The 20,483-nt window shown below is 63.5% G+C and carries 18 protein-coding genes and 1 pseudogene; 9 read left to right on the top strand and 10 right to left on the bottom strand.

The window, feature by feature from the left end; translation table 11 throughout:
• Positions 1–114 precede the first annotated feature (114 nt).
• Positions 115–1,485, bottom strand: a complete 1,371-nt coding sequence (gene radA / locus A4C63_RS15425) for a DNA repair protein RadA (protein ID WP_003251626.1) — start codon at positions 1,483–1,485, stop codon at positions 115–117.
• Between the two features lie 176 nt (positions 1,486–1,661).
• On the opposite strand from radA, the gene mscL reads away from it, so the two are divergent.
• Positions 1,662–2,081 (top strand): large-conductance mechanosensitive channel protein MscL, encoded by a 420-nt coding sequence (gene mscL, locus A4C63_RS15430; RefSeq protein WP_063913403.1) that lies wholly within the window; start codon positions 1,662–1,664, stop codon positions 2,079–2,081.
• A 132-nt stretch (positions 2,082–2,213) separates the two neighbouring features.
• Here the strand turns inward: mscL and A4C63_RS15435 are convergent, their stop codons facing one another.
• Positions 2,214–2,990, bottom strand: coding sequence for a ferredoxin--NADP reductase (locus tag A4C63_RS15435; RefSeq protein ID WP_063913404.1), 777 nt, complete (start codon positions 2,988–2,990; stop codon positions 2,214–2,216).
• A 213-nt stretch (positions 2,991–3,203) separates the two neighbouring features.
• Here A4C63_RS15435 and A4C63_RS15440 point away from each other — a divergent pair, with 213 nt between their 5' ends.
• Both A4C63_RS15440 and A4C63_RS15445 read left to right on the top strand, forming a co-directional pair.
• Positions 3,204–3,911 carry an autoinducer binding domain-containing protein gene (locus tag A4C63_RS15440; RefSeq protein WP_063913405.1) on the top strand — a complete coding sequence of 236 codons (708 nt, stop codon included), beginning with the start codon at positions 3,204–3,206 and terminating at the stop codon, positions 3,909–3,911.
• Positions 3,912–4,007: 96 nt separating this feature from the next.
• Positions 4,008–5,132 (top strand): methyltransferase, encoded by a 1,125-nt coding sequence (locus A4C63_RS15445; protein ID WP_063913406.1) that lies wholly within the window; start codon positions 4,008–4,010, stop codon positions 5,130–5,132.
• A gap of 117 nt (positions 5,133–5,249) precedes the next feature.
• Here A4C63_RS15445 and A4C63_RS15450 read toward each other — a convergent pair whose 3' ends face one another.
• The 3 genes from A4C63_RS15450 to A4C63_RS15460 are packed head-to-tail and all read right to left on the bottom strand — an operon-like array spanning position 5,250 to position 7,862.
• Positions 5,250–5,405 carry a DUF2474 domain-containing protein gene (locus A4C63_RS15450; RefSeq protein WP_063913407.1) on the bottom strand — a complete coding sequence of 52 codons (156 nt, stop codon included), beginning with the start codon at positions 5,403–5,405 and terminating at the stop codon, positions 5,250–5,252.
• Positions 5,406–5,414: 9 nt separating this feature from the next.
• Complete coding sequence (gene cydB, locus A4C63_RS15455) at positions 5,415–6,422, bottom strand: cytochrome d ubiquinol oxidase subunit II (RefSeq protein ID WP_063913408.1); 1,008 nt, start codon at positions 6,420–6,422, stop codon at positions 5,415–5,417.
• Between the two features lie 3 nt (positions 6,423–6,425).
• Positions 6,426–7,862, bottom strand: coding sequence for a cytochrome ubiquinol oxidase subunit I (locus A4C63_RS15460; protein WP_063913409.1), 1,437 nt, complete (start codon positions 7,860–7,862; stop codon positions 6,426–6,428).
• Between the two features lie 344 nt (positions 7,863–8,206).
• Between A4C63_RS15460 and A4C63_RS15465 the strand changes: the two genes are divergently transcribed.
• The 3 genes from A4C63_RS15465 to trmA all read left to right on the top strand — a co-directional run bounded on the left by A4C63_RS15465 (position 8,207) and on the right by trmA (position 12,086).
• The gene (locus A4C63_RS15465; RefSeq protein ID WP_063913410.1) at positions 8,207–9,427 is read left to right on the top strand and encodes an MFS transporter; all 1,221 of its coding nucleotides are present in this window, start codon (positions 8,207–8,209) and stop codon (positions 9,425–9,427) included.
• Positions 9,428–9,708: 281 nt separating this feature from the next.
• Complete coding sequence (locus A4C63_RS15470; protein ID WP_063913411.1) at positions 9,709–11,004, top strand: NCS2 family permease; 1,296 nt, start codon at positions 9,709–9,711, stop codon at positions 11,002–11,004.
• Positions 11,001–12,086, top strand: coding sequence for a tRNA (uridine(54)-C5)-methyltransferase TrmA (trmA, locus tag A4C63_RS15475; RefSeq protein ID WP_063913412.1), 1,086 nt, complete (start codon positions 11,001–11,003; stop codon positions 12,084–12,086). Before A4C63_RS15470 ends, trmA begins: the two co-directional genes overlap by 4 nt.
• Before the next feature lie 133 nt (positions 12,087–12,219).
• Here the strand turns inward: trmA and pcaG are convergent, their stop codons facing one another.
• Complete coding sequence (gene pcaG, locus A4C63_RS15480; protein WP_046616363.1) at positions 12,220–12,825, bottom strand: protocatechuate 3,4-dioxygenase subunit alpha; 606 nt, start codon at positions 12,823–12,825, stop codon at positions 12,220–12,222.
• Between the two features lie 10 nt (positions 12,826–12,835).
• A complete protein-coding gene (pcaH, locus tag A4C63_RS15485) occupies positions 12,836–13,555 on the bottom strand; it encodes a protocatechuate 3,4-dioxygenase subunit beta (protein WP_003251597.1) in 720 nt (239 codons plus the stop codon).
• A gap of 227 nt (positions 13,556–13,782) precedes the next feature.
• Here pcaH and A4C63_RS15490 point away from each other — a divergent pair, with 227 nt between their 5' ends.
• From A4C63_RS15490 to A4C63_RS27050, 3 genes and pseudogenes are all read left to right on the top strand, one after another.
• The gene (locus A4C63_RS15490; protein WP_063913413.1) at positions 13,783–14,670 is read left to right on the top strand and encodes a neutral zinc metallopeptidase; all 888 of its coding nucleotides are present in this window, start codon (positions 13,783–13,785) and stop codon (positions 14,668–14,670) included.
• A gap of 308 nt (positions 14,671–14,978) precedes the next feature.
• A pseudogene (locus tag A4C63_RS27045) lies at positions 14,979–15,908 on the top strand (methyl-accepting chemotaxis protein); the annotation flags it as partial.
• Positions 15,900–16,763 carry a methyl-accepting chemotaxis protein gene (locus tag A4C63_RS27050; protein ID WP_370464321.1) on the top strand — a complete coding sequence of 288 codons (864 nt, stop codon included), beginning with the start codon at positions 15,900–15,902 and terminating at the stop codon, positions 16,761–16,763. The pseudogene A4C63_RS27045 and the gene A4C63_RS27050, both read left to right, overlap by 9 nt.
• A 136-nt stretch (positions 16,764–16,899) precedes the next feature.
• Here A4C63_RS27050 and ggt read toward each other — a convergent pair whose 3' ends face one another.
• From ggt to A4C63_RS15510, 3 genes are all read right to left on the bottom strand, one after another.
• A complete protein-coding gene (gene ggt / locus A4C63_RS15500; RefSeq protein WP_063913415.1) occupies positions 16,900–18,567 on the bottom strand; it encodes a gamma-glutamyltransferase in 1,668 nt (555 codons plus the stop codon).
• Between the two features lie 117 nt (positions 18,568–18,684).
• Positions 18,685–19,581, bottom strand: a complete 897-nt coding sequence (locus tag A4C63_RS15505) for a LysR substrate-binding domain-containing protein (RefSeq protein ID WP_063913416.1) — start codon at positions 19,579–19,581, stop codon at positions 18,685–18,687.
• A 182-nt stretch (positions 19,582–19,763) separates the two neighbouring features.
• Positions 19,764–20,354, bottom strand: a complete 591-nt coding sequence (locus A4C63_RS15510; protein ID WP_063913417.1) for an NAD(P)H-dependent oxidoreductase — start codon at positions 20,352–20,354, stop codon at positions 19,764–19,766.
• Positions 20,355–20,483: the final 129 nt, after the last annotated feature.

The following is a 20,483-nucleotide window of genomic DNA, read 5'->3' on the forward strand; positions in this document are numbered from 1 at the left end:
TGTACCGGCCCTTTCGCGGGTAAACCCGCTCCCACAGGGTTTGCACAACCCTGAAGCTGATGCGGTACCTGTGGGAGCGGGTTTACCCGCGAAAGGGCCGGTACAAGCTACAAATTACTCAAATAGCGCATCCAGGGCCTGCTCCAGCCGGGTCACGGCAATCACCTGCAACCCCGCCGGCGCCTCTTTCGGCGCATTGCCCTTGGGCACGATGGCCCGCTTGAAGCCGTGCTTGGCGGCTTCCTTCAAGCGCTCCTGGCCACTGGGCACCGGCCGTACCTCGCCCGACAGGCCAATCTCGCCAAACACCAGCAGCCCATGGGCCAGGGGCCGGTTGCGCAGGCTGGACATCACCGCCGCCAGCAGCGCCAGGTCCGAAGCCGTTTCCAGTACCTTCACCCCGCCGACCACGTTGAGGAACACGTCCTGGTCATGGGTAGGAATACCGCCATGGCGGTGTAGCACTGCCAGCAACATGGCAAGGCGGTTCTGGTCCAGGCCCAGGGTCACCCGGCGCGGGTTGGCCAGGTGGCTATCGTCGACCAGCGCCTGCACTTCAACCAGCATCGGCCGGGTACCCTCCCAGGTTGCCATCACCACGCTGCCCGGCACTTCTTCCTGGGTACGGTTGAGGAAGATCGCCGACGGGTTGGACACCTCTTTCAGGCCACGGTCGGTCATGCCGAACACGCCCAGCTCGTTGACCGCGCCAAAGCGGTTCTTCACCGCCCGCAGCAGGCGCAGGCGGCCATCGGACTCGCCTTCGAAATACAACACGGTGTCGACCATGTGCTCGAGTACCCGCGGGCCGGCCAGCGAGCCTTCCTTGGTCACGTGGCCGACCAGGAAGATCGCCGTGCCGCTCTGTTTGGCGTAGCGCACCAGCAACGCCGTGCTCTCGCGCACCTGGGCCACGCCGCCGGGCGCCGATTGCAGTTGCTCGGTGAAAATGGTCTGGATCGAGTCGATCACCATGACCCGCGGTTTCTCGACGCGGGCCGTGGCGATGATGGTTTCGATGCAGGTTTCGGTCATCACCTTGAGCTGGTCCTGGGGCAGGCCCAGGCGCCGCGAGCGCATGGCCACCTGCTGCTGCGACTCCTCGCCGGTGACATACAGCGCCGGCATGCCCACGGCAATGTTGCACAAGGTTTGCAGCAGGATGGTCGACTTGCCGATGCCGGGGTCGCCACCGATCAACACCACCGAGCCATCCACCAGGCCACCGCCCAGCACGCGGTCCAGTTCGGTGCTGCTGGTGGTGAAGCGCGGGATTTCCTCGACGCTGACTTCGGCCAGGGTCTTGATCTGCGCCTGCTGACCGGTCCAGCCGGCACGGCCGCTACTGGGCGCAGCGGCACCGCCGCTTTCGATCATGGTCTCGACCAAGGTGTTCCAGGCCCCGCATTCGCCACACTGGCCGGCCCATTTGGGGAAGGTCGCACCGCACTCGGTGCAGCCATACAAGCGCTTGGCCTTGGCCATGGCTGGGGTCTCCTGGAAAAAACCGCCATGATAGCCGAGCTGGACGTGCCTCGAACGCCTCGGGATGCGACAAAACTATTCGTTCTAACCGCAGTCAGTAGCCCAGAGCACAACGCATGAAGCGTTTAAGTGGCTTACACTGCGTAAACCTTACCTTTTGTTACAAGGAACCAAACATGGGCATGATCAGTGAGTTCAAAGCCTTCGCGGTCAAAGGCAATGTCGTCGACATGGCGGTCGGTATCATCATCGGCGCGGCCTTCGGCAAGATCGTCTCGTCTTTCGTCGGTGACGTGGTCATGCCGCCACTGGGCCTGTTGATCGGTGGCATGGACTTCAGCGACCTGGCAGTTACCCTGAAGGCTGCCGAAGGTGACGTTCCGGCGGTGGTGCTGGCCTATGGCAAGTTCATCCAGACCGTGATCGACTTCGTGATCGTGGCCTTTGCCATCTTCATGGGGGTGAAGGCGATCAACCAGCTCAAGCGTGAAGAGGCCGTGGCGCCGACTGCACCGCCTGTGCCGACCGCCGAAGAGACCTTGCTGACCGAGATTCGCGATTTGCTCAAGGCGCAGAACCAGAACCGCTTGCCCTGAGGTTATATAGGGAACGCTGTGGGAGCGGGCATGCCCGCGAAGAACCCAACGCGGTGGATGGCACCGGCTCCGCCGGTGTTCGCGGGCACGCCGGACCGCCGCACCGCCGCTCCCACAACGGCCCCAACGGCCTTACCAGTAGTTCTCTACCGCTACCTGCCCCGGCCGCTTGCTCAGGCTCAGTTGCAGGTCACGCGCCTTAAGTACCTTACGCGTATCGTCAATCATCTCCGGGTTGCCACACAGCATCACCCGCGAATGTTCCGGCGACAGCTCCAGCCCCGCCGCCTTCTCCAGTTCGCCATTCTCGATCAGCGTGGTAATACGCTGGTTCAACGCCCCCGGGTGCTGTTCACGGGTCACCACCGGAATGAACTGCAACTTGCCGGCGAATTCGGCCAGGTAATCGCGCTGCTCCAACCCGGCGATTTCATCCACATAGGCCAGCTCTTTCGCTTCGCGCACCGAATACACCAGCTTGATGTTGTCGAAACGCTCCCAAGCCTCGAAGTCCTGCAGGATCGACATGAACGGCGCAATGCCAGTACCGGTCGCCAGCAACCACAGGTCGCGGCCACCGACGAAGCGGTCGAGGGTAAGGAAGCCGAAGGCCTGGCGGTCGATCAGCAGGGTATCGCCTTCTCCCAGCCTGCTCAGCTCGCTGGTGAACTCCCCACCTGGCACCACGATGGAGAAGAAGTCGAGGTGCTCGTCATGGGGCGCGCTGACCATGGAGTAGGCGCGCCACACCACGCTGCCATCGGCCTTGGTCACGCCCAGCCGGGCAAACTGGCCGGAACGGAAGCGGAACCCGGCATCGCGCGTAACCCGCAGGCTGAAGAGGTTCGGCGTCAGTGGCTGAACATCGAGCAGGGTCTGGCGGGTGAACTTTTCGGCGCTAGCGGTCATATCGGGCTCCAGGTTTGGCGTGCGCACAGTGTCGCGCAAAGTGGCGCGGATAAAAACCACTGCTTTGTAGGGCCTCATCTACGGCGATCCTGCCGAAGTCGCAGAAAATCCTGAGCGCTATAACAAAAAAATCTCAGCGCTTTGGTAGGTCTTTTCCTACAATCTTCCGGGTACTTAAACGGACAGATTTTTGAGGCTCAAGGAGTGTTTCAGATGTTTCACTGGAAACCCGAGCATCTTCAGGCGTTCGTCAGCGAACGCCACCCACAGAGGTTGTTCGACGTCGCCGTGCACCTGGCGCAGGACCTGGGCATGGAGTACCTGGGGCTGAACATCCGCATCCAGATCGCTACGCAAACACCCCACCTGTTCCTGTACAGCAATTACCCGCATGAGTGGATCGAACGTTACCAGCGCGATGAATTGTACAAGCAGGACCCGGTCGCCAATATGAGCCACCGCTCGACCATGCCGGTGCTGTGGACCGATGACCTGTATCGCGAGGCCCCGCAGTTTCGTGAAGCGGCCTGCCAGAGCGGCCTGCGCCATGGCTGGACGCAGTCATTGCATGACCTGCAGCACAACGAAAGCCAGATCAGCGTGGCCAGGCCTGCCGGGGCCATCGATGAGGCCGAACTCTACGGCAAGGCCGGCAGCGTGCAGTGGCTGTGCCACACCCTGCATGCAGTGCTTGGCGAACACCACCTCAAAGCACTGTGCCCGCCGGAGCCAAAAATGAGCGAGCGGGAACTGGAGGTGCTGAAATGGACGGCTGCCGGCAAGACCGCCTCCGATATCGGCTGTATCCTGTCGCTGTCGCAGAGCACGGTGAACTTCCATATCCGCAGTGTCATCACCAAGACCAACGCCTCCAACAAGACCGGCGCCATCGCCATTGCTGCCCTGCGTGGCTGGATCTGACCTTCAAACCTGCGACCTTGGGCAAAGCCCTGTAGAATCGCCCGGCAAAGCCCGGGGCGAACCGCAACGGGCAGTTTCGTACCCGAGCCAGACGCCATGCCCCTGTTGACCACCCCCTACGCCGAACTCGACCTGATCCGCCAGCCGGAACAGGCCAACGACCCGCTGCAGGCTTTCGATGCCGCCGACGAGTACCTGCTTGCGCAGCTGCACGAACAGGCCCCTGAGGCCAACTGCCGGGTGCTGGTGCTCAATGACAGCTTTGGCGCCCTGGCCGCCAGCCTGGCGGGCAAGCTGCAGGTGGTCAGCAGCGGCGATTCGCACCTGGCGCACCTGGCCCTGGAAAAGAACCTGGCACGCAATGGCCTGCCGTTCGACAGCGTGCCGTTCGTGCCGGCCAGCGAACACTGGCAAGGCCCGTTCGACCGGGTGCTGGTGCGCGTGCCCAAGACCCTGGCCTTGCTCGAAGAGCAGCTGATTCGCCTGCAAGGCCACCTGGCGCCCGGTGCGCAGGTGACTGCCGGGGCGATGATCAAGCACTTGCCACGAGCGGCAGGTGACCTAATGGAGAAGTACATCGGCCCGGTGCAGGCTTCGCTGGCGCAGAAAAAGGCCCGGTTGCTGACAGCGACGGTGGCCGAACGGCCTGTCGCCCGCTCGCCCTACCCTAGCCGCTACCGCCTTGACGCGCCGGCGCTGGAGCTGCTCAACCACGCCAACGTGTTTTGCCGTGAGGGCCTGGACATCGGCACCCGGGCGTTCCTGCCGCACCTGCCCCGGGAACTGGGCCGCGCGCGGGTGGCAGACCTGGGCTGCGGCAACGGCGTACTGGCGATAGCCAGCGCCCTGGCCAACCCGGATGCCCAGTACACCCTGGTCGACGAGTCGTACATGGCGGTGCAATCGGCACAAGAGAACTGGCAGGCCGCGCTGGGCGAGCGCCCGGCGGTGTTCGAGGCAACCGATGGGTTGGCGGGGGTAGAGAAGCAGTCGCTGGACGTGGTGCTGTGCAACCCGCCGTTCCACCAGCAGCAGGTGGTGGGTGACTTCCTCGCCTGGCGCATGTTCCAGCAGGCGCGGGAAGCGCTGGTGGTGGGTGGTGCGCTGTATATCGTGGGTAACCGGCACCTGGGCTATCACAGCAAGCTGGCGCGGTTGTTCCGTGGGGTTGAGCAGGTCGCGGCAACGCCCAAGTTCGTTATCCTGAAAGCCCGCAAGTAAGCCTGTACCGGCCCTGTCGCCGGCAAGCCAGTTCCCACAGGTACTGCACTGCATTCAAGGGCAGTGACTTACCTGTGGGAGCTGGCTTGCCGGCGACAGGGCCAGAACAGGCTTACCTCAATGGGTGGCCAACCCCGCGGCCCCCATGAACAGGCGCATCACCCAGGCCGCCACACCCAGGGCCGCCACGCTCATCGCCCAGATCAGCAGCAGCCAACCCAGCCGCTGCCACAGGGGTTTCTTCTCGTCCAAACCATGCTTGCCGGTCATCATGCGGCCCTCCTAGTGATAGCCGTCTTCATGGGTAACCTTGCCGCGGAACACGTAATAGCTCCAGAAGGTATACATGAGGATGAACGGCAGGATGAACAGTGTGCCCACCAACATGAAGCCCTGGCTCTGCGGTGGCGCCGCGGCATCCCAGATCGAGATCGACGGCGGGATGATATTCGGCCACAGGCTGATGCCCAGGCCGCTGTAACCAAGGAAGATCAGCACCAACGTCAGCAGGAACGGTGTGTAGTGCGCATTGCGCGCCACCGCCTTGAGCAACCCGTAGAAGGTTACCAGCACCAGCAGCGGCACCGGCATGAACCAGACCAGGTTAGGCATGCTGAACCAGCGCTCGGCAATCTGCGGGTAGGCGATCGGTGTCCACAGGCTGACGATGCCGATCACCACCAGCAGCACCAGCGCCAGCGGCCGGGCGATGTCGTGCATCTTCTGCTGCAACGCCCCTTCGGTCTTCATGATCAGCCAGGTGCAGCCCAACAGGGTGTAGGCAACGATCAGCCCCAGGCCGCAGAACAGGCTGAACGGGGTAAGCCAGTCGAGTGTGCCGCCGGCGAAATGCCGGTCGACCACCTTGAAGCCTTCGAGGAAGGCGCCCAGCGCCACGCCCTGGAAGAAGGTGGCGATCAACGAGCCCCAGATGAACGCCTTGTCCCAGATATGGCGCTTGTCGGCCTTGGCCTTGAAGCGGAACTCGAAGGCCACGCCGCGGAAGATCAGGCCGATCAGCATCAGGATCAATGGCAGGTACAGTGCCTCCAGCACTACCGAGTAAGCCATCGGGAACGCCCCGAACAGCCCGGCACCGCCCAGCACCAGCCAGGTTTCGTTGCCGTCCCACACGGGGGCGACGGTGTTCATCATCACATCGCGGTCATGCTCGCCCTTGACGAACGGGAAGAGCATGCCGATCCCCAGGTCGAAACCATCCATCACCACGTACATCATGACGCCGAAGATGATGATCACGGCCCAGATCAGCGGAAGGTCGATACCCATGGCTCAGTTCCCCTTGCTCAGGCTGGCGGAGTTGGCCTCTCGGCCATCATCGGCAGCGGACAGCGGCCGCGCCGGCGTGCGTTTGGTGCCAGGGCCACCGGGGCTGTGCTCGTCACCCTCACCGGTCTGCGGGCCTTTGCGCACCAGGCGCATCATGTAGCCAAGGCCGGTGCCGAACAGGGCGAAGTACACCACCACGAAAGCCACCAGGGTGAAACCGAGCTGGGCGTAACTGTGGTTCGACACACCGTCTGCCGTGCGCATCAGGCCATACACTACCCAGGGTTGGCGGCCGATTTCGGTGGTGAACCAGCCGGCCAGCAGCGCGATCAACCCGGAAGGCCCCATCCACAGGGCCAGGTACAGGAACGGCCGCGAGGTGTAGAGCGTGCCGCGCTTGCGCAGCCAGAGGCTCCACAGGCCGACGAAGATCATCAGGAAACCCAGCCCGACCATGATCCGGAACGACCAGAAGACGATGGTCGAGTTGGGCCGGTCTTCGGGCGGGAACTCCTTCATCGCCGGCACCTGCTTGTCCAGGCTGTGGGTCAGGATCAGGCTGCCAAGCGCCGGGATCTCGAGCTTGAAGCGGGTGGTTTCGGCCTGCATGTCGGGGATGCCGAACAGGATCAGCGGGGTCGGCTCGCCGGGCACATTCTCCCAGTGGCCTTCGATCGCGGCAATTTTCACCGGCTGGTGTTTGAGCGTATTGAGGCCATGGAAGTCACCGATCACCGCCTGGATCGGGGCGACGATCAGCGCCATCCACATGGCCATCGACAGCATCTTGCGCACCGCCGGGTTGTCACGCCCGCGAAGCAGGTGCCAGGCCGCCGAGGCACCGACGAAGAAGGCAGTGGAGACGAACGCGGCAGTGGCCATGTGCATCAGGCGGTAGGGGAACGAAGGGTTGAACACCACTGCCAGCCAGTCCACCGGCACCACCCGGCCATCGATGATCTCGTGGCCTTGTGGGGTCTGCATCCAACTGTTGGAGGCGAGGATCCAGAAGGTCGAGACCAGGGTGCCAAGCGCCACCATCACCGTGGAGAAGAAGTGCAGGCCACGGCCGACGCGGTTCCAGCCAAACAGCATGACCCCCAGGAAGCCAGCCTCGAGGAAGAACGCGGTCAGCACCTCGTAAGTGAGCAGCGGGCCGGTAATGGCGCCGGCGAAGTCGGAGAAGCGGCTCCAGTTGGTACCGAACTGGTAGGCCATGACCAGCCCGGAAACCACGCCCATGCCGAAGTTGACGGCGAAGATTTTCGACCAGAAGTGATAAAGGTCACGGTAGACCTGGTTGTTGGTCCGCAGCCAGAGGCCTTCGAGGACTGCCAGGTAGCTCGCCAGGCCAATGGTGATGGCCGGGAACAGGATATGGAACGACACGGTAAAGGCAAACTGCATTCGGGCGAGCTCTAAGGCTTCTATTCCGAACATGGTGCTTCCTCTTCAGATAATCCGGCGTCCGGGCCGCTGGCCCCGTCGCCCACTGCCCCCACGGTAGTCGAGTGCGGCGCGTTGGAATTGTTCTGTTCGATCGCAGGGATTTCGGCCCGAGGGCCCGATCGTTACATCTGGAACGATTGATCCAGATCAACGATTGCTAGGAAGCATAGTCCTGAATGGCCTGACGGGCCGTGTGGTTGATTGCCGCGTGACCAGTTGCCCCACCCCCTTTCATGACGCGTGAAAAAGTGCCGATCCCGGCAAACAGTAACCGGTTGTTACAAACAGATGATACGCTGCGCCCCCCTCTACTGCGCCGAGGCCCCTGGTTTCCGATGTCCGATTCCGCACCGCAGTTGTTGCGTCACCACCGCCCTTTCCTGGCCTTCTGGCTGGCCCGCGTGTTCACCGCCAGCGGCTTCCAGATGCTCACCGTGGCCATTGGCTGGCACCTCTACCAGTTGACCGGCAATGTGCTGGACCTGGGCCTGGTCGGCCTGGTCGAGTTCGTCCCACGGGTGCTGTTCATGCTGCACACCGGGCATGTCGCCGACCGCTATGACCGGCGCAAGGTCGCTGCGCTGTGCCAGAGCCTGCAGGGGTTGATAGCCCTGGCACTGGCGCTGGGCAGCGCCACCGACAACGTCACCCGCGAGCTGATCTTCGCTCTCGCCTTCCTGCTCGGTGCCACGCGTTCGTTCGAAATGCCGGCGACCCAGGCGCTGCTGCCCAACGTGGTACCGGCCGGGCTGTTCCCGCGCGCGGTGGCGGCTTCGGCCTCGGCCACCCAGACGGCAACCATCGTGGCGCCGGCGGTGGGCGGTTTCCTGTATGCCTTCGGCAGCATCTGGGTATACGGCCCCACCGTGGCCCTGTACGCCATCGCCTGTGTGCTGACCCTGAGCCTGCAGGCACGCGGCCAGGTGGCCCAGCGCGGGCGCGCCAGCATCGAATCGCTGCTGGCCGGTATCCGCTTCATCCGCAGCCGGCCCGACATTCTGGGCGCCATCTCGCTGGACCTGTTCGCCGTACTGCTGGGCGGGGCCACCGCGCTGTTGCCGGTGTTCGCCAAGGACATCCTGCTGACCGGCCCGCTGGGCCTGGGCCTGCTGCGCTCGGCGCCAGCGGTGGGAGCGTTGCTGATGTCGCTGTGGCTGGCGCGCTTCCCGTTCGAGCGCAACGTGGGGCGGACCATGTTCACGGCAGTGGGCGTGTTCGGCGTGGCGACCATCGCCTTCGGCCTGTCGACCTCGTTCTGGTTCTCGCTGGCAGTACTGGTGGTGCTGGGCGCGGCGGACATGATCAGCATGGTCATCCGCGGCGCCTTCGTGCAGCTGGAGACGCCGGACGAAATGCGCGGGCGGGTGAGCGCGGTGAACGGCTTGTTCATTGGTGCCTCGAACCAGCTCGGCGAGTTCGAATCGGGGGTTACGGCGCACTGGTTTGGGACGGTGCCGGCGGTGGTGCTGGGTGGGGTGGGTACTTTGGTGGTGACTGGGGTGTGGATAAGACTGTTCCCCACACTGGCCAAGCGAGATCGGTTGCATAACGGTTGATCGCTCGCCTGTGCCGGCCTCTTCGCGGGCTTGCCCGCTCCCACAAGGACCGCGCCGCCCTAAGGCCCTGCAGTGTCCCTGTGGGAGCGGGCAAGCCCGCGAAAGGGCCGGTACAGGCTATAGAGAACCCATTCCCCAACGGCGATAGGCCCCCGCCAAGCATGCTGGTATGATGCGCGGCTTTTTTCCGCCCCACACAAAACCACGGCAACCGGTACGGTCTGTGCTTTGCTGATGGGGTCGATACATTCATGGCGCCGGGGGCGCCTTGGGGAGCGGGCATGCTGGAAAGGCTGTTTCAACTAAAAGCACACAACACCAATGTGCGCACCGAGATTCTCGCGGGCGTCACCACCTTCCTGGCCATGGCCTACATCCTGTTCGTCAACCCGAGCATCCTCGGCGAGACCGGCATGGACAAGGGCGCGATCTTCGTCGCCACCTGCCTGGCCGCGGCCATCGGCTCGGTGACCATGGGCCTGATCGCCAACTACCCGATCGCCCTGGCACCGGGCATGGGCCTGAACGCGTTCTTCACCTATACCGTGGTCCTGCACATGGGCCACACCTGGCAGGTGGCACTGGGTGCGGTGTTCCTGTCGGCGGTGATGTTCTTCCTGCTGTCGATCTTCCGCATCCGCGAATGGATCGTGAACAGTATCCCGCTGCCGCTGCGTTCGGCCATTGCCGCGGGTATCGGCCTGTTCCTGGCGCTGATCGCCCTGCATAACGCAGGCATCGTCGTCGATAACCCGGCCACCCTGGTGGGCCTGGGCGACCTCAAGCAGCCAGCACCGATCCTCGCCACCCTGGGCTTCTTCCTGATCGTCGGCCTGGAGTCGCTGAAAGTGCGCGGCGCCGTGCTGATCGGCATTCTCGCCGTAACCATCATCTCGATCCTGATGGGCGTGACGCCATTCGGCGGCGTGGTCTCGATGCCGCCATCGCTGGCCCCGACCTTCCTGCAGCTGGATATCGCCGGCGCGCTGGACGTGGGCCTGGTCAGCGTGATCTTCGCCTTCCTGTTCGTCGACCTGTTCGACAACTCCGGTACCCTGATCGGCGTGGCCAAGCGCGCCGGGCTGATGGGCAAGGACGGGCACATGCCGAAGATGGGCCGTGCCCTGATCGCCGACAGCACCGCAGCCATGGCCGGCTCCCTGCTGGGCACCTCGACCACCACCAGCTACATCGAATCTGCCGCGGGCGTTAGCGCCGGTGGCCGCACCGGCCTGACCGCCATCGTGGTCGCGGTGCTGTTCCTGCTAGCGCTGTTCTTCGCCCCGCTGGCCGGTAGCGTGCCAGCCTTCGCCACTGCCCCGGCGCTGCTGTTCGTCGCGGTGCTGATGGCCTCGGGCCTGGCGGAAATAAACTGGGACGACGTCACCGAAGCCGCGCCGGTGGTAGTGACCGCCCTGGCCATGCCGCTGACCTACTCGATCGCCAACGGCATCGCCTTCGGCTTCATTTCCTGGACCGCCGTCAAGCTGATCTCCGGCCGCCACCGCGACCTGAACCCGGCCCTGGTGATCCTTTCCATCCTGTTCGTCATCAAGCTGGGCTGGTTCAACGCATGAGTGCTGCTTTCGATCCCTCCTCCTACGCCACCCAGCTGGACGCCAAGGTGGCCCGGCTGCGCGAGCTACTGGCGCCGTTCGGCGCGCCGGAGCCGGCTGTTTTCGACTCGCCGCGCGAGCATTACCGCCTGCGCGCCGAATTCCGCCTGTGGCGCGAGGATGGCCAGCGCCACTACGCCATGTTCGCCCCGGGCGAGAAGCACAAGGCGATCCTGATCGACGACTTCCCCATCGCCAGCCAGCGCATCAATACACTGATGCCACGCCTGAAGGCGGCCTGGCAGGCCAGCGAGGAACTGGGCAACCGCCTGTTCCAGGTGGAGTTCCTCACCACCCTGGCTGGCGATGCCATGGTCACCCTGTGCTACCACCGCCCGCTGGACGAGGCCTGGGAAGTGGCCGCACGGCAGTTGGCCGAGGAGCTGGGCGTGAGCATCATTGGCCGCTCCAAGGGCAAGCGCCTGGTGATCGGCCGTGACTACGCGGTGGAAAGACTCGACGTCGCTGGCCGTGTGTTCAGCTACCGCCAGCCAGAAGGCGCGTTCACCCAGCCCAACGGTGCGGTGAACCAGAAGATGCTGAGCTGGGCCTTCGAGGCCATCGGCGAGCGTGACGACGACCTGCTGGAGCTGTACTGCGGCAACGGCAACTTCACCCTGCCGCTGGCCACTCGCGTGCGTCAGGTGCTGGCTACCGAGATCAGCAAGACCTCGGTCAATGCCGCATTGAGCAACCTCGACGAGAACGCTGTGGATAACGTGCGACTGGTGCGCTTGTCGGCAGAAGAGCTGACCCAGGCGCTGAATGAGGTGCGGCCGTTCCGCCGACTGGAAGGCATCGACCTGAAGAGCTACGCGTTCGGTACGGTGTTCGTCGACCCACCGCGGGCGGGGATGGATCCGGATACCTGCGAGCTGACCCGGCGTTTCGAGCGGATCCTGTACATCTCGTGCAACCCGGAGACGCTGGCGGCGAACATTGCCCAGTTGCACGACACCCACCGCATCGAGCGCTGTGCGCTGTTTGACCAGTTCCCGTATACCCACCATATGGAAAGTGGGGTTCTGCTGGTTCGGCGTTGACCGGTAGATTGCCGGGGCCGCTTTGCGGCCCTTTCGCGACACAAGGCCGCTCCCACAAAGACCTGCGTACGCCGATCAATGTGGCAGCGGCCTTGTGTCGCGATGGGCTGCAGAGCTGCCCCAGTGGCTTGAATCAGAAGTCGAAGAAGACTGTCTCCCCTTCCCCCTGAATACGGATATCGAAGCGATACGCCGTCTTCCCGTCCACCTCACAACGCTTGGCCACCAGGGTCTCGCGCCGCTGCGGCTGCTCGATCAGATTGAGCACCGGGCACTTGGCATTGGCCTCGGCCTCATCATCGAAATACAGGCGCGTGTGCAGGTGGATGTTGATCCCCCGGGCAAACAGGCTGATGTTGATGTGCGGTGCCATTGGCACACCGGCGGCGTTTTTCACCACGCCTGGCTTCACCGTATGCGCCGTCCACTCACCCGCGTCAAAGGTGGTAGCCGTGCGGCCAAAGCTGTTGAAGGCGTTTTCCAGGTTGTAGGCATCCTGGTACTCACCGTTGGCGTCGGCTTGCCAGAGCTCCAGGAACGAGTCCCGCACCAGGTGGCCATTGCCGTCATACACATGGCCGATCAGCAGAATATGCTCGCCGGGCGCATCCGGCTTGGCCAGGCGGTTCCAGATTTCCTGGTCGCGGGTCGGGTTGCCGGCCGCTTCCAGGGCCAGGCCGATGTGCACGTAGGGGCCGGCGGTCTGCGAAGGGGTTTCCGGCAGCAGTTCGATTGGCATGGCGGGGTCCTCAGCAGTTTTCGAAGTGGGTCTTGCGCTGACCGCGCAGCACGATGTCGAAGCGGTATGCCAGGCAGTCCATCGGGTTGGCGTTGCTCATGTCGAGCTTGGCGATCAACTGCTGCACGGCTTGCGGGTTGGCGATCGACTTGACGATCGGGCACATCGGGATCAGCGGGTCACCCTCGAAGTACAGCTGGGTGATCAGCTTGGTGGCGATCGACGGGCCGCTGATGGCGAAGTGGATGTGCGCCGGGCGCCAGTCGTTCGGGCCGTTGCGCCATGGGTACGGGCCCGGCTTGATGGTGCGGAAGCTGTAATAGCCGTCACGGTCGGTCAGGCAGCGGCCGACGCCGCCGAAGTTCGGGTCCAGCGGTGCCAGGTAGCGGTCATTCTTGTGACGGTAGCGGCCGCCGGCGTTGGCCTGCCACATTTCCACCAGGGTGTTCGGCACAGGCTTGCCGTACTGGTCGACCACACGGCCGGCGACGATGATGCGCTCGCCGATCGGCAAGCCGCCGTTGTTGAAGTTCAGCAGCAGGTCATGGTCATGGGCGCCAAAGCCCAGGTGGGAAAAGTCCGGGCCGGTGGTTTCGCTGATCGATTGCGGGATACTGACCAGCGCCTGGCGCGGCGAGCGGGCAATGGACGTCTTGTAGTCAGGCGTAAGGGCTTTCGGGTGCCAGTTGCGATCACGGATCACAAAGCGGCTGTTGTCCTGGGCGGGCATGCCGGTTTCCTCTCTTGGAATTATGGAAATGCGAGGGGGGCTTCTTCGAAACCCTGTCGCGGGCAAGCCCGCTCCCACATGCAGTTTCAGGCAGGTAGCGCGCAATGAATATTGAAATCAGCCATTTCAAACATAACCATTTGGTTATGGATAAACACCTTGGCCTGACACTCACCGCTGTCGTGGACTAATCTTTGCCTTCTTGTTTCACGCTCCGGAGAGCATTCATGGAATGGCGAAAAGGCCGACGCAGCGACAATGTGGTCGATGCCCGAGGTGAAGGTGGTGGCGGCGGCATGCGTTTCGGCGGCGGCAAGGGGCTGGGGCTTGGCGCAGTGCTGCTGATTGTCGGCATCGGTTGGCTCACCGGCCAGGACCCGTTGCAGATTCTCGGCCAGCTCGCCGGCCAGATGGAGCAGCAGCAACAGCAGGCGCCCAGCCGCGCGGGCGGCAAGGCCCCGCCGGCCAACGACCAGCAGGCCGAATTCGTCGCCTCGATCCTGGGCGATACCGAAGACACCTGGAAAGCCCTGTTCGCCGAGGGTGGCAAGCAGTACCGCGAGCCCAAGCTGGTGCTGTTCAGCGGCCAGGTCAATTCGGCCTGTGGCTTTGCCTCAGCGGCGGTGGGGCCGTTCTACTGCCCGGCGGACCAGCGGGTTTACCTGGACATGTCATTCTTCCGCGAAATGGAAACCCGCTTCGCCGCCGCCGGCGACTTTGCCCAGGCCTACGTGATCGCCCACGAAATCGGCCATCACGTGCAGACCCTGCTGGGCGTGTCGGCCAAAGTCGATGCCGCGCGCCGCAGTGGTCAGCGCATGGAAGGCGACAATGGCCTGCTGGTGCGCCAGGAGCTGCAGGCTGATTGTCTGGCCGGGGTATGGGCCTACCAGGCGCAGAAGCGCCTGAACTGGCTGGAGCCAGGTGACGTCGAAGAGGCGCTGAACGCGGCCAATGCCATTGGCGATGACCGCCTGCAGCAGCAGGGCCGCGGCCGCGTGGTGCCTGACTCCTTCACCCATGGCACCTCGGCGCAGCGGGTGCGCTGGTTCAAGGCCGGGTTTGCCGAGGGTGAGGTGAACCGCTGCGATACCTTCAGTGCGCGCAACCTCTGAAGCTTCATGGGGCCGCTTTGCGGCCCCAATCAAGTCAGTTACAAATCTGCTGAAAAAGCGTTTCAGCTTCCCCCATCACTGCCGATAACCCCTGCACGAGTCAGCAGGCATCCAGAACAACAACGCCTGGCGATCGAAGATAAATCGAGCGAAACAACTTCTGGAGAGCGTGCATGAACAACTGGTTCGCCAACGTCAGCGTCAACCTCAAACTCGGCCTGGGCTTCGGCCTGGTACTGATCCTCACTGGCGTGCTGGCCCTGACCGGCTGGACCAGCCTGGGTAGCCTGATCGACCGCAGCAACTGGATGGGCGATATCGGCCAGCTCAACAAGGACCTGACCGACCTGCGTATTGCGCGCCTGCAGTACATGATCGCCAACGGCGACGATGCCGCCGCCGCCAACACCCAGGCCAAGCTGGACGCCTTCAGCAAGCAGCAGGCCTACCTGGCCAGCACCTTCAAGAGCCCGGAAAACATCAAGCTGCTGGGTGAGCTGGGCGAAACCATCAGCGCCTACAAAGTGTCGCTGAACAAGATGCGCCAAGGCTACGACGCCACACGCACCGCACGTGCGGCCATGGAAAGCTCGGCCAGCAAGGCCGACCAGGCCATGGACGCCCTCAGCCAGGAAGTCACAGCCCGCGCCGAAGCCGACAGTGTGCGCCTGGCCCAGTACCAGCTGATCAGCAAGGCTCGTCAGCAACTGCTGCAGGTACGCATCGACGTCCGCGGCTACATCGCCGACAACAGCGCCACCAACGAACAGGCCGCCCTGCGCCAGCTGGATGCCGCCCTGGCCGGCATCGACAGCCTCAAGCGCCAGCTGCCCGGCGAAGACACGCGTCTGCAACAATTCGAAGGCTCGGTACTGGCTTACCGTGATGCTGTACGCCAGTTCCGCGACGCAGTCGCCAACATCACCACTGCACGCGCCGAAATGACCGTGCAGGGTGCCGACATCGTCAAGCGCAGCGACGCGCTGTACCAGATCCAGCTGGAACGCCGCGACATCGAGAGCAGCCAGGCCCGTAGCCTGCAGGCTATCGCCACCCTGCTGGCGCTGCTGGTCGGCGTGCTGGCGGCAGTGCTGATCACCCGGCAGATCACCCGCCCGCTGCGCGACACCCTGGCGGCAGTGGAAAAGATCGCCAGCGGCGACCTTACCCAGCACCTGCGCGTCACCCGCCGCGACGAGCTGGGCGTGCTGCAACAAGGCATCGCCCGCATGGGCACCACGTTGCGCGAGCTGATCAGCGGCATCCGCGACGGCGTCACCCAGATCGCCAGCGCTGCCGAGGAACTGTCGGCAGTGACGGAGCAGACCAGCGCCGGCGCCAACAGCCAGAAGGTAGAGACCGACCAGGTGGCAACCGCCATGCACGAAATGGCCGCTACCGTTCAGGAAGTGGCACGTAATGCCGAACAGGCCTCGCATGCCGCCACCGGTGCCGATGACGAAGCCCGTGCCGGCGACCGCGTGGTGGGCGAAGCAATTGGCCAGATCGAGCGCCTGGCCGAGGACATGCACCGCTCCACCGAGGCCATGAACCTGCTGCAGCAGGAAAGCCAGAAGATCGGCAGCGTGATGGACGTGATCAAGTCAGTGGCCGAACAGACCAACCTGCTGGCGCTGAACGCGGCGATCGAGGCAGCGCGTGCCGGCGAGGCAGGCCGTGGCTTTGCCGTGGTCGCCGACGAAGTGCGCGGCCTGGCCCAGCGCACGCAGAAATCCACCGAAGAGATCGAAGAGCTGATCGCCAGCCTGCAGCATGGGACCCAGCAAGTGGCTACGGCCATGCACGGCAGCCGTACCCTGACCGACAGCAGCGTCGAGCTGGCGCGCAAGGCCGGGGCTTCGCTGACGAGCATCACCAGCACGGTATCGAGCATCCAGTCGATGAACCAGCAGATTGCCGCAGCGGCGGAGCAACAGAGTGCGGTGGCGGAGGAGATCAGCCGCAGCATCCTGAACGTGCGCGACGTGTCGGAGCAGACGGCGGCGGCCAGTGACGAGACGGCGGCATCCAGCGTGGAGCTGGCGCGGTTGGGTGGGCAGTTGCAGACGTTGGTCAGCCAGTTCCGCGTCTGATCCTGGAATTCGGGGCCGCTTTGCGGCCCATCGCGACACAAGGCCGCTCCCACATTGATCGGCGTACGCAGGTCTTTGTGGGAGCGGCCTTGTGTCGCGAAAGGAGGGCAAAGCCCTCCCAGCGATGGAACAGGTATTACTTGACGATCATCCCTACCCCACGCCCACGCGGATCGGAAGCGGTCTCCAGTTTCGTCCCATCCACCCGGATCGCCTGGATATCCCCCATCTCCCAGCCCTGGTCCTCCAGCACATAGCCCATCTTCTTCAGTTCATCAGCCACAGGCCCGGTCAGGGGTGCGTAGCTGTCGAAATAGATGGTGTCCTTGGGCAGCAACTGATGGTGCACACGTTGTGCCGCCACTGCCTTGTCCAGCGGCATGCCGTAGTCGTACAGGTTGTTCATCACCTGGAAAATCGAAGTGAAGATCCGCGAGCCACCCGGGGTACCGATGACCAGTTCGACCTTGCCATCGCGGGTCATCAGGCTGGGGCTCATGGACGACAGCATGCGCTTGCCCGGCGCAATGGCATTGGCATCGCCGCCAACCACGCCAAAGGCATTCGCCGCCCCCGGCTTGGCGCTGAAATCGTCCATCTCATCGTTGAGCAGGAAGCCTGCGCCTTTCACCACCACGCCACTGCCGTAGTCGAGGTTGAGGGTGTAAGTGTTGCTGACCGCGTTGCCTTGCTTGTCGACGATCGAGAAGTGCGTGGTCTGGTGCGGCTCCAGGCCCGGCTTGACCTTGTCAGTGTCGGAAATCGCTTTCGGGTTGACCTGCGCGGCGCGCTTGGCCAGGTAGTCCTTGGCCACCAGCTGGTCCACCGGCACTTTGGTGAAGGCCGGGTCGCCGAGGTAGTCGGCGCGGTCGGCGAATACGCGCTTCTCGATCTCGGCCAACAGGTGAATGTACTGCGCCGAGTTGTGCGCCACCCCCTTGAAGTCCGCCGCGCGGTTTTCCTTGATGCCCAGCAGCTGGGCCAGGGCAACACCACCGGAGCTTGGCGGTGGCGCGGTGTAGACCACGTTGCCACGCCAGCTCACGGCCATCGGCTCACGCCATACGGCCTTGTAGTCCTGGAGGTCTTGCTTGGTGATCAGGCCCTTGTCGGCCTGCATCTGCGCCACCAGCAGGTCGGCGGTCTTGCCCTGGTAGAACTCGCTCACGCCCTGGTCGGCGATGCGCTCCAGGGTCTGGGCCATTTCCGGTTGCTTGAACAACTCACCGACCTTCATGTTGCCGAAGTAGTCGTTGAAATTGGTCGCGGTCTTGAACATGCCTTGGGCATCGTTGCGGTATTGGTACTGCTTTGCCGCCACCTTGAAGCCGTTTTTCGCATAACCGATGGCCGGGGTCAGCAGTTCGCTCCAGGGCAGCTTGCCGAACTTCTGGTGCGCCTCCCACAACCCCATCACCGTGCCAGGTACGCCAGCAGCGCGTGCCCCGACCAAGCTGAGGTTCTCGATGACCTCACCCTTGTCGTCCAGGTACATGTTGCGCGTGGCAGCCTTGGGCGCGACTTCGCGGTAGTCGAGGAAGTAGGGTTTGCCGTCGACGAACAGGGTCATGAACCCGCCACCGCCGATGTTGCCGGCCTCCGGATAAGTCACCGCCAGGGTGAACGCCGTGGCCACTGCCGCATCCACCGCGTTGCCGCCTTTCTTGAGGATGTCGGCGGCCACCTGTGCACCATATTGATCAGGCGCAGCCACGGCGCCGCCCTCCAGGGAGGCGGCATAAACCGAGGAACCGCTCAGGATCGCGGCTGTGAGGGCAAGGTACTGGAACGGAACAATACGCATGACACTTCCTTGGTGTTGTTTTTGTTGAGCAGTCAGTAAGGCCGAAGCGCTTCGACTGTGCAATCAACCGCAGGAAGTTTCGCCGCCTGTGGACAGGATCTGTCGCGTTCAGGCAACTCAGCTGGCGTACATCGCCAACTTGCGCTGGATGAAATCGAGGAAACACTGGATACGCAGCGCCAGCTGGGTGTTGCGGTAATACACCGCATGAATCGGCTGGCGGTAGCCGTTGTTGGCTTCGCTCAGCAACACCTGCAGGCGCCCGGTGCGGATGTCCTCGTGGGTCATGAAGTGCGACAGGCTGACAATGCCCTCACCGGCCAGCGCCAGTTGGCGCAAGGTTTCGCCGCTGGAGGCGATCAGCGACGGGCGGATGCTCCAGCGGTCACCCTGGGCATGGCGCAGAGGCCAATGGTTGAGCGATTCGGGCTGGCTGAAGCCGAGCAGGCAGTGGTTGGCCAGGTCCTCGACCCGCTGCGGCGTGCCGTGCTGCTCGAGGTAAGCCGGGCTGGCCAGCACTTGTACCGGGCTGCACCCCAAACTGCGCGCGTGCAGACTGGAGTCGGCCAGTTCGCCGATGCGAATCGCCACATCGGTGCTCTGCTCCAGCAAGTCGATGATCAGGTCGTCGGTATTGAGCTCCAGTTCGATGCCAGGGTATTGGCGGCGGAACTCGCCGATCCACGGCAGGATGGCATGCAGCATGAACGGCGCGGCAGCGTTGATGCGCAGGCGCCCGGTGGGGGTCTGGCGGTTCATCGACAGGCGCTCTTCCATCTCGTCCATCTGCTCCAGGATCAGCCGCGCGCGCTCGAGGAAGAAGCGGCCCTCCTCGGTCAGGTCCATGCGCCGGGTAGTACGGTTGACCAGCGTGGTGCCCAGCTTGCCCTCCAGGCGCGACAGGGTGCGGCTGACGGCAGACGGGGTCTGGCCTATCTGCTCGGCAGCGGCGGAAATCGAGCCGCTGTCGATGACGGCGACGAATACCTGGAGTTCTTCGGATCGGGTTTTCACATCTGCGCCTGTGGTTGGTCTCTGCAGGGATTAGATAGCCGCTTGTCGTGGCCAAGTCCAGCAGCGACTGTGCCGGCTTCTTCGCGGGTAAACCCGCTCCCACAGATACTGCACGCTTCTCAAGGACTGTGGGGTACCTGTGGGAGCGGGTTCACCCGCGAAGAGGCCGGCACAGGTAAACCTTACCGTGCCGTGCCAAATACCTTGTCCAGGTGCGCCTCATAGGCCGCCAAGGCAGCCGGCACATCCGGCCGTTTCATCACATCCACCGCCAAAAAGGTCGGCAGCCCAGTCATGCCGAGGAACTGGTTGGCCTTGTGGAACGGGAAATACACCGCATCCACACCCTTGCCCTCAAAGAAATCGCTCGGGTCGTCGAATGCCTGCTGCGGCGCATTCCAGGTCAGCGAAAGCATGTACTGCTTGCCGTGCACCAGGCCACCGCTGCCGTACTTCTGCGAGTGGTCCGCACGGGTACGGCCGTCGTTGGCATACAGGCTGCCGTGGCCTGCAGTGAACACGTCATCGACGTACTTCTTCACGGTCCATGGCGCGCCCATCCACCAGCCTGGCATCTGGTAGATCACCACATCGGCCCAAAGGAACTTCTCCACTTCTTCCCGGGCGTCATAGCCACCGTCGATGAAGGTCTGGCGCACATCGAAACCGGCCCGGTCCAGATGAGCGATGGCCGCTTCGTGCAAGGTCGCGTTGAGGCGACCATCGGAGTGAGCGAACTGTTTACCACCGTTGAGCAAAAGGATCTTTTTCATGCGCGCCTCGCGGAAATTTCAGGCCGGCAGGTTAGGGGCTCGCGGGCGCGGGATACAGTCATGCAGGGGCAAAATACAATTGACCTGAAGTCACGAATAAACAACACATTATTGCATTAGAATCGCATC

The sequence above is a fragment of the Pseudomonas sp. p21 genome (genome assembly GCF_001642705.1).
Taxonomy (GTDB): Bacteria; Pseudomonadota; Gammaproteobacteria; order Pseudomonadales; family Pseudomonadaceae; genus Aquipseudomonas.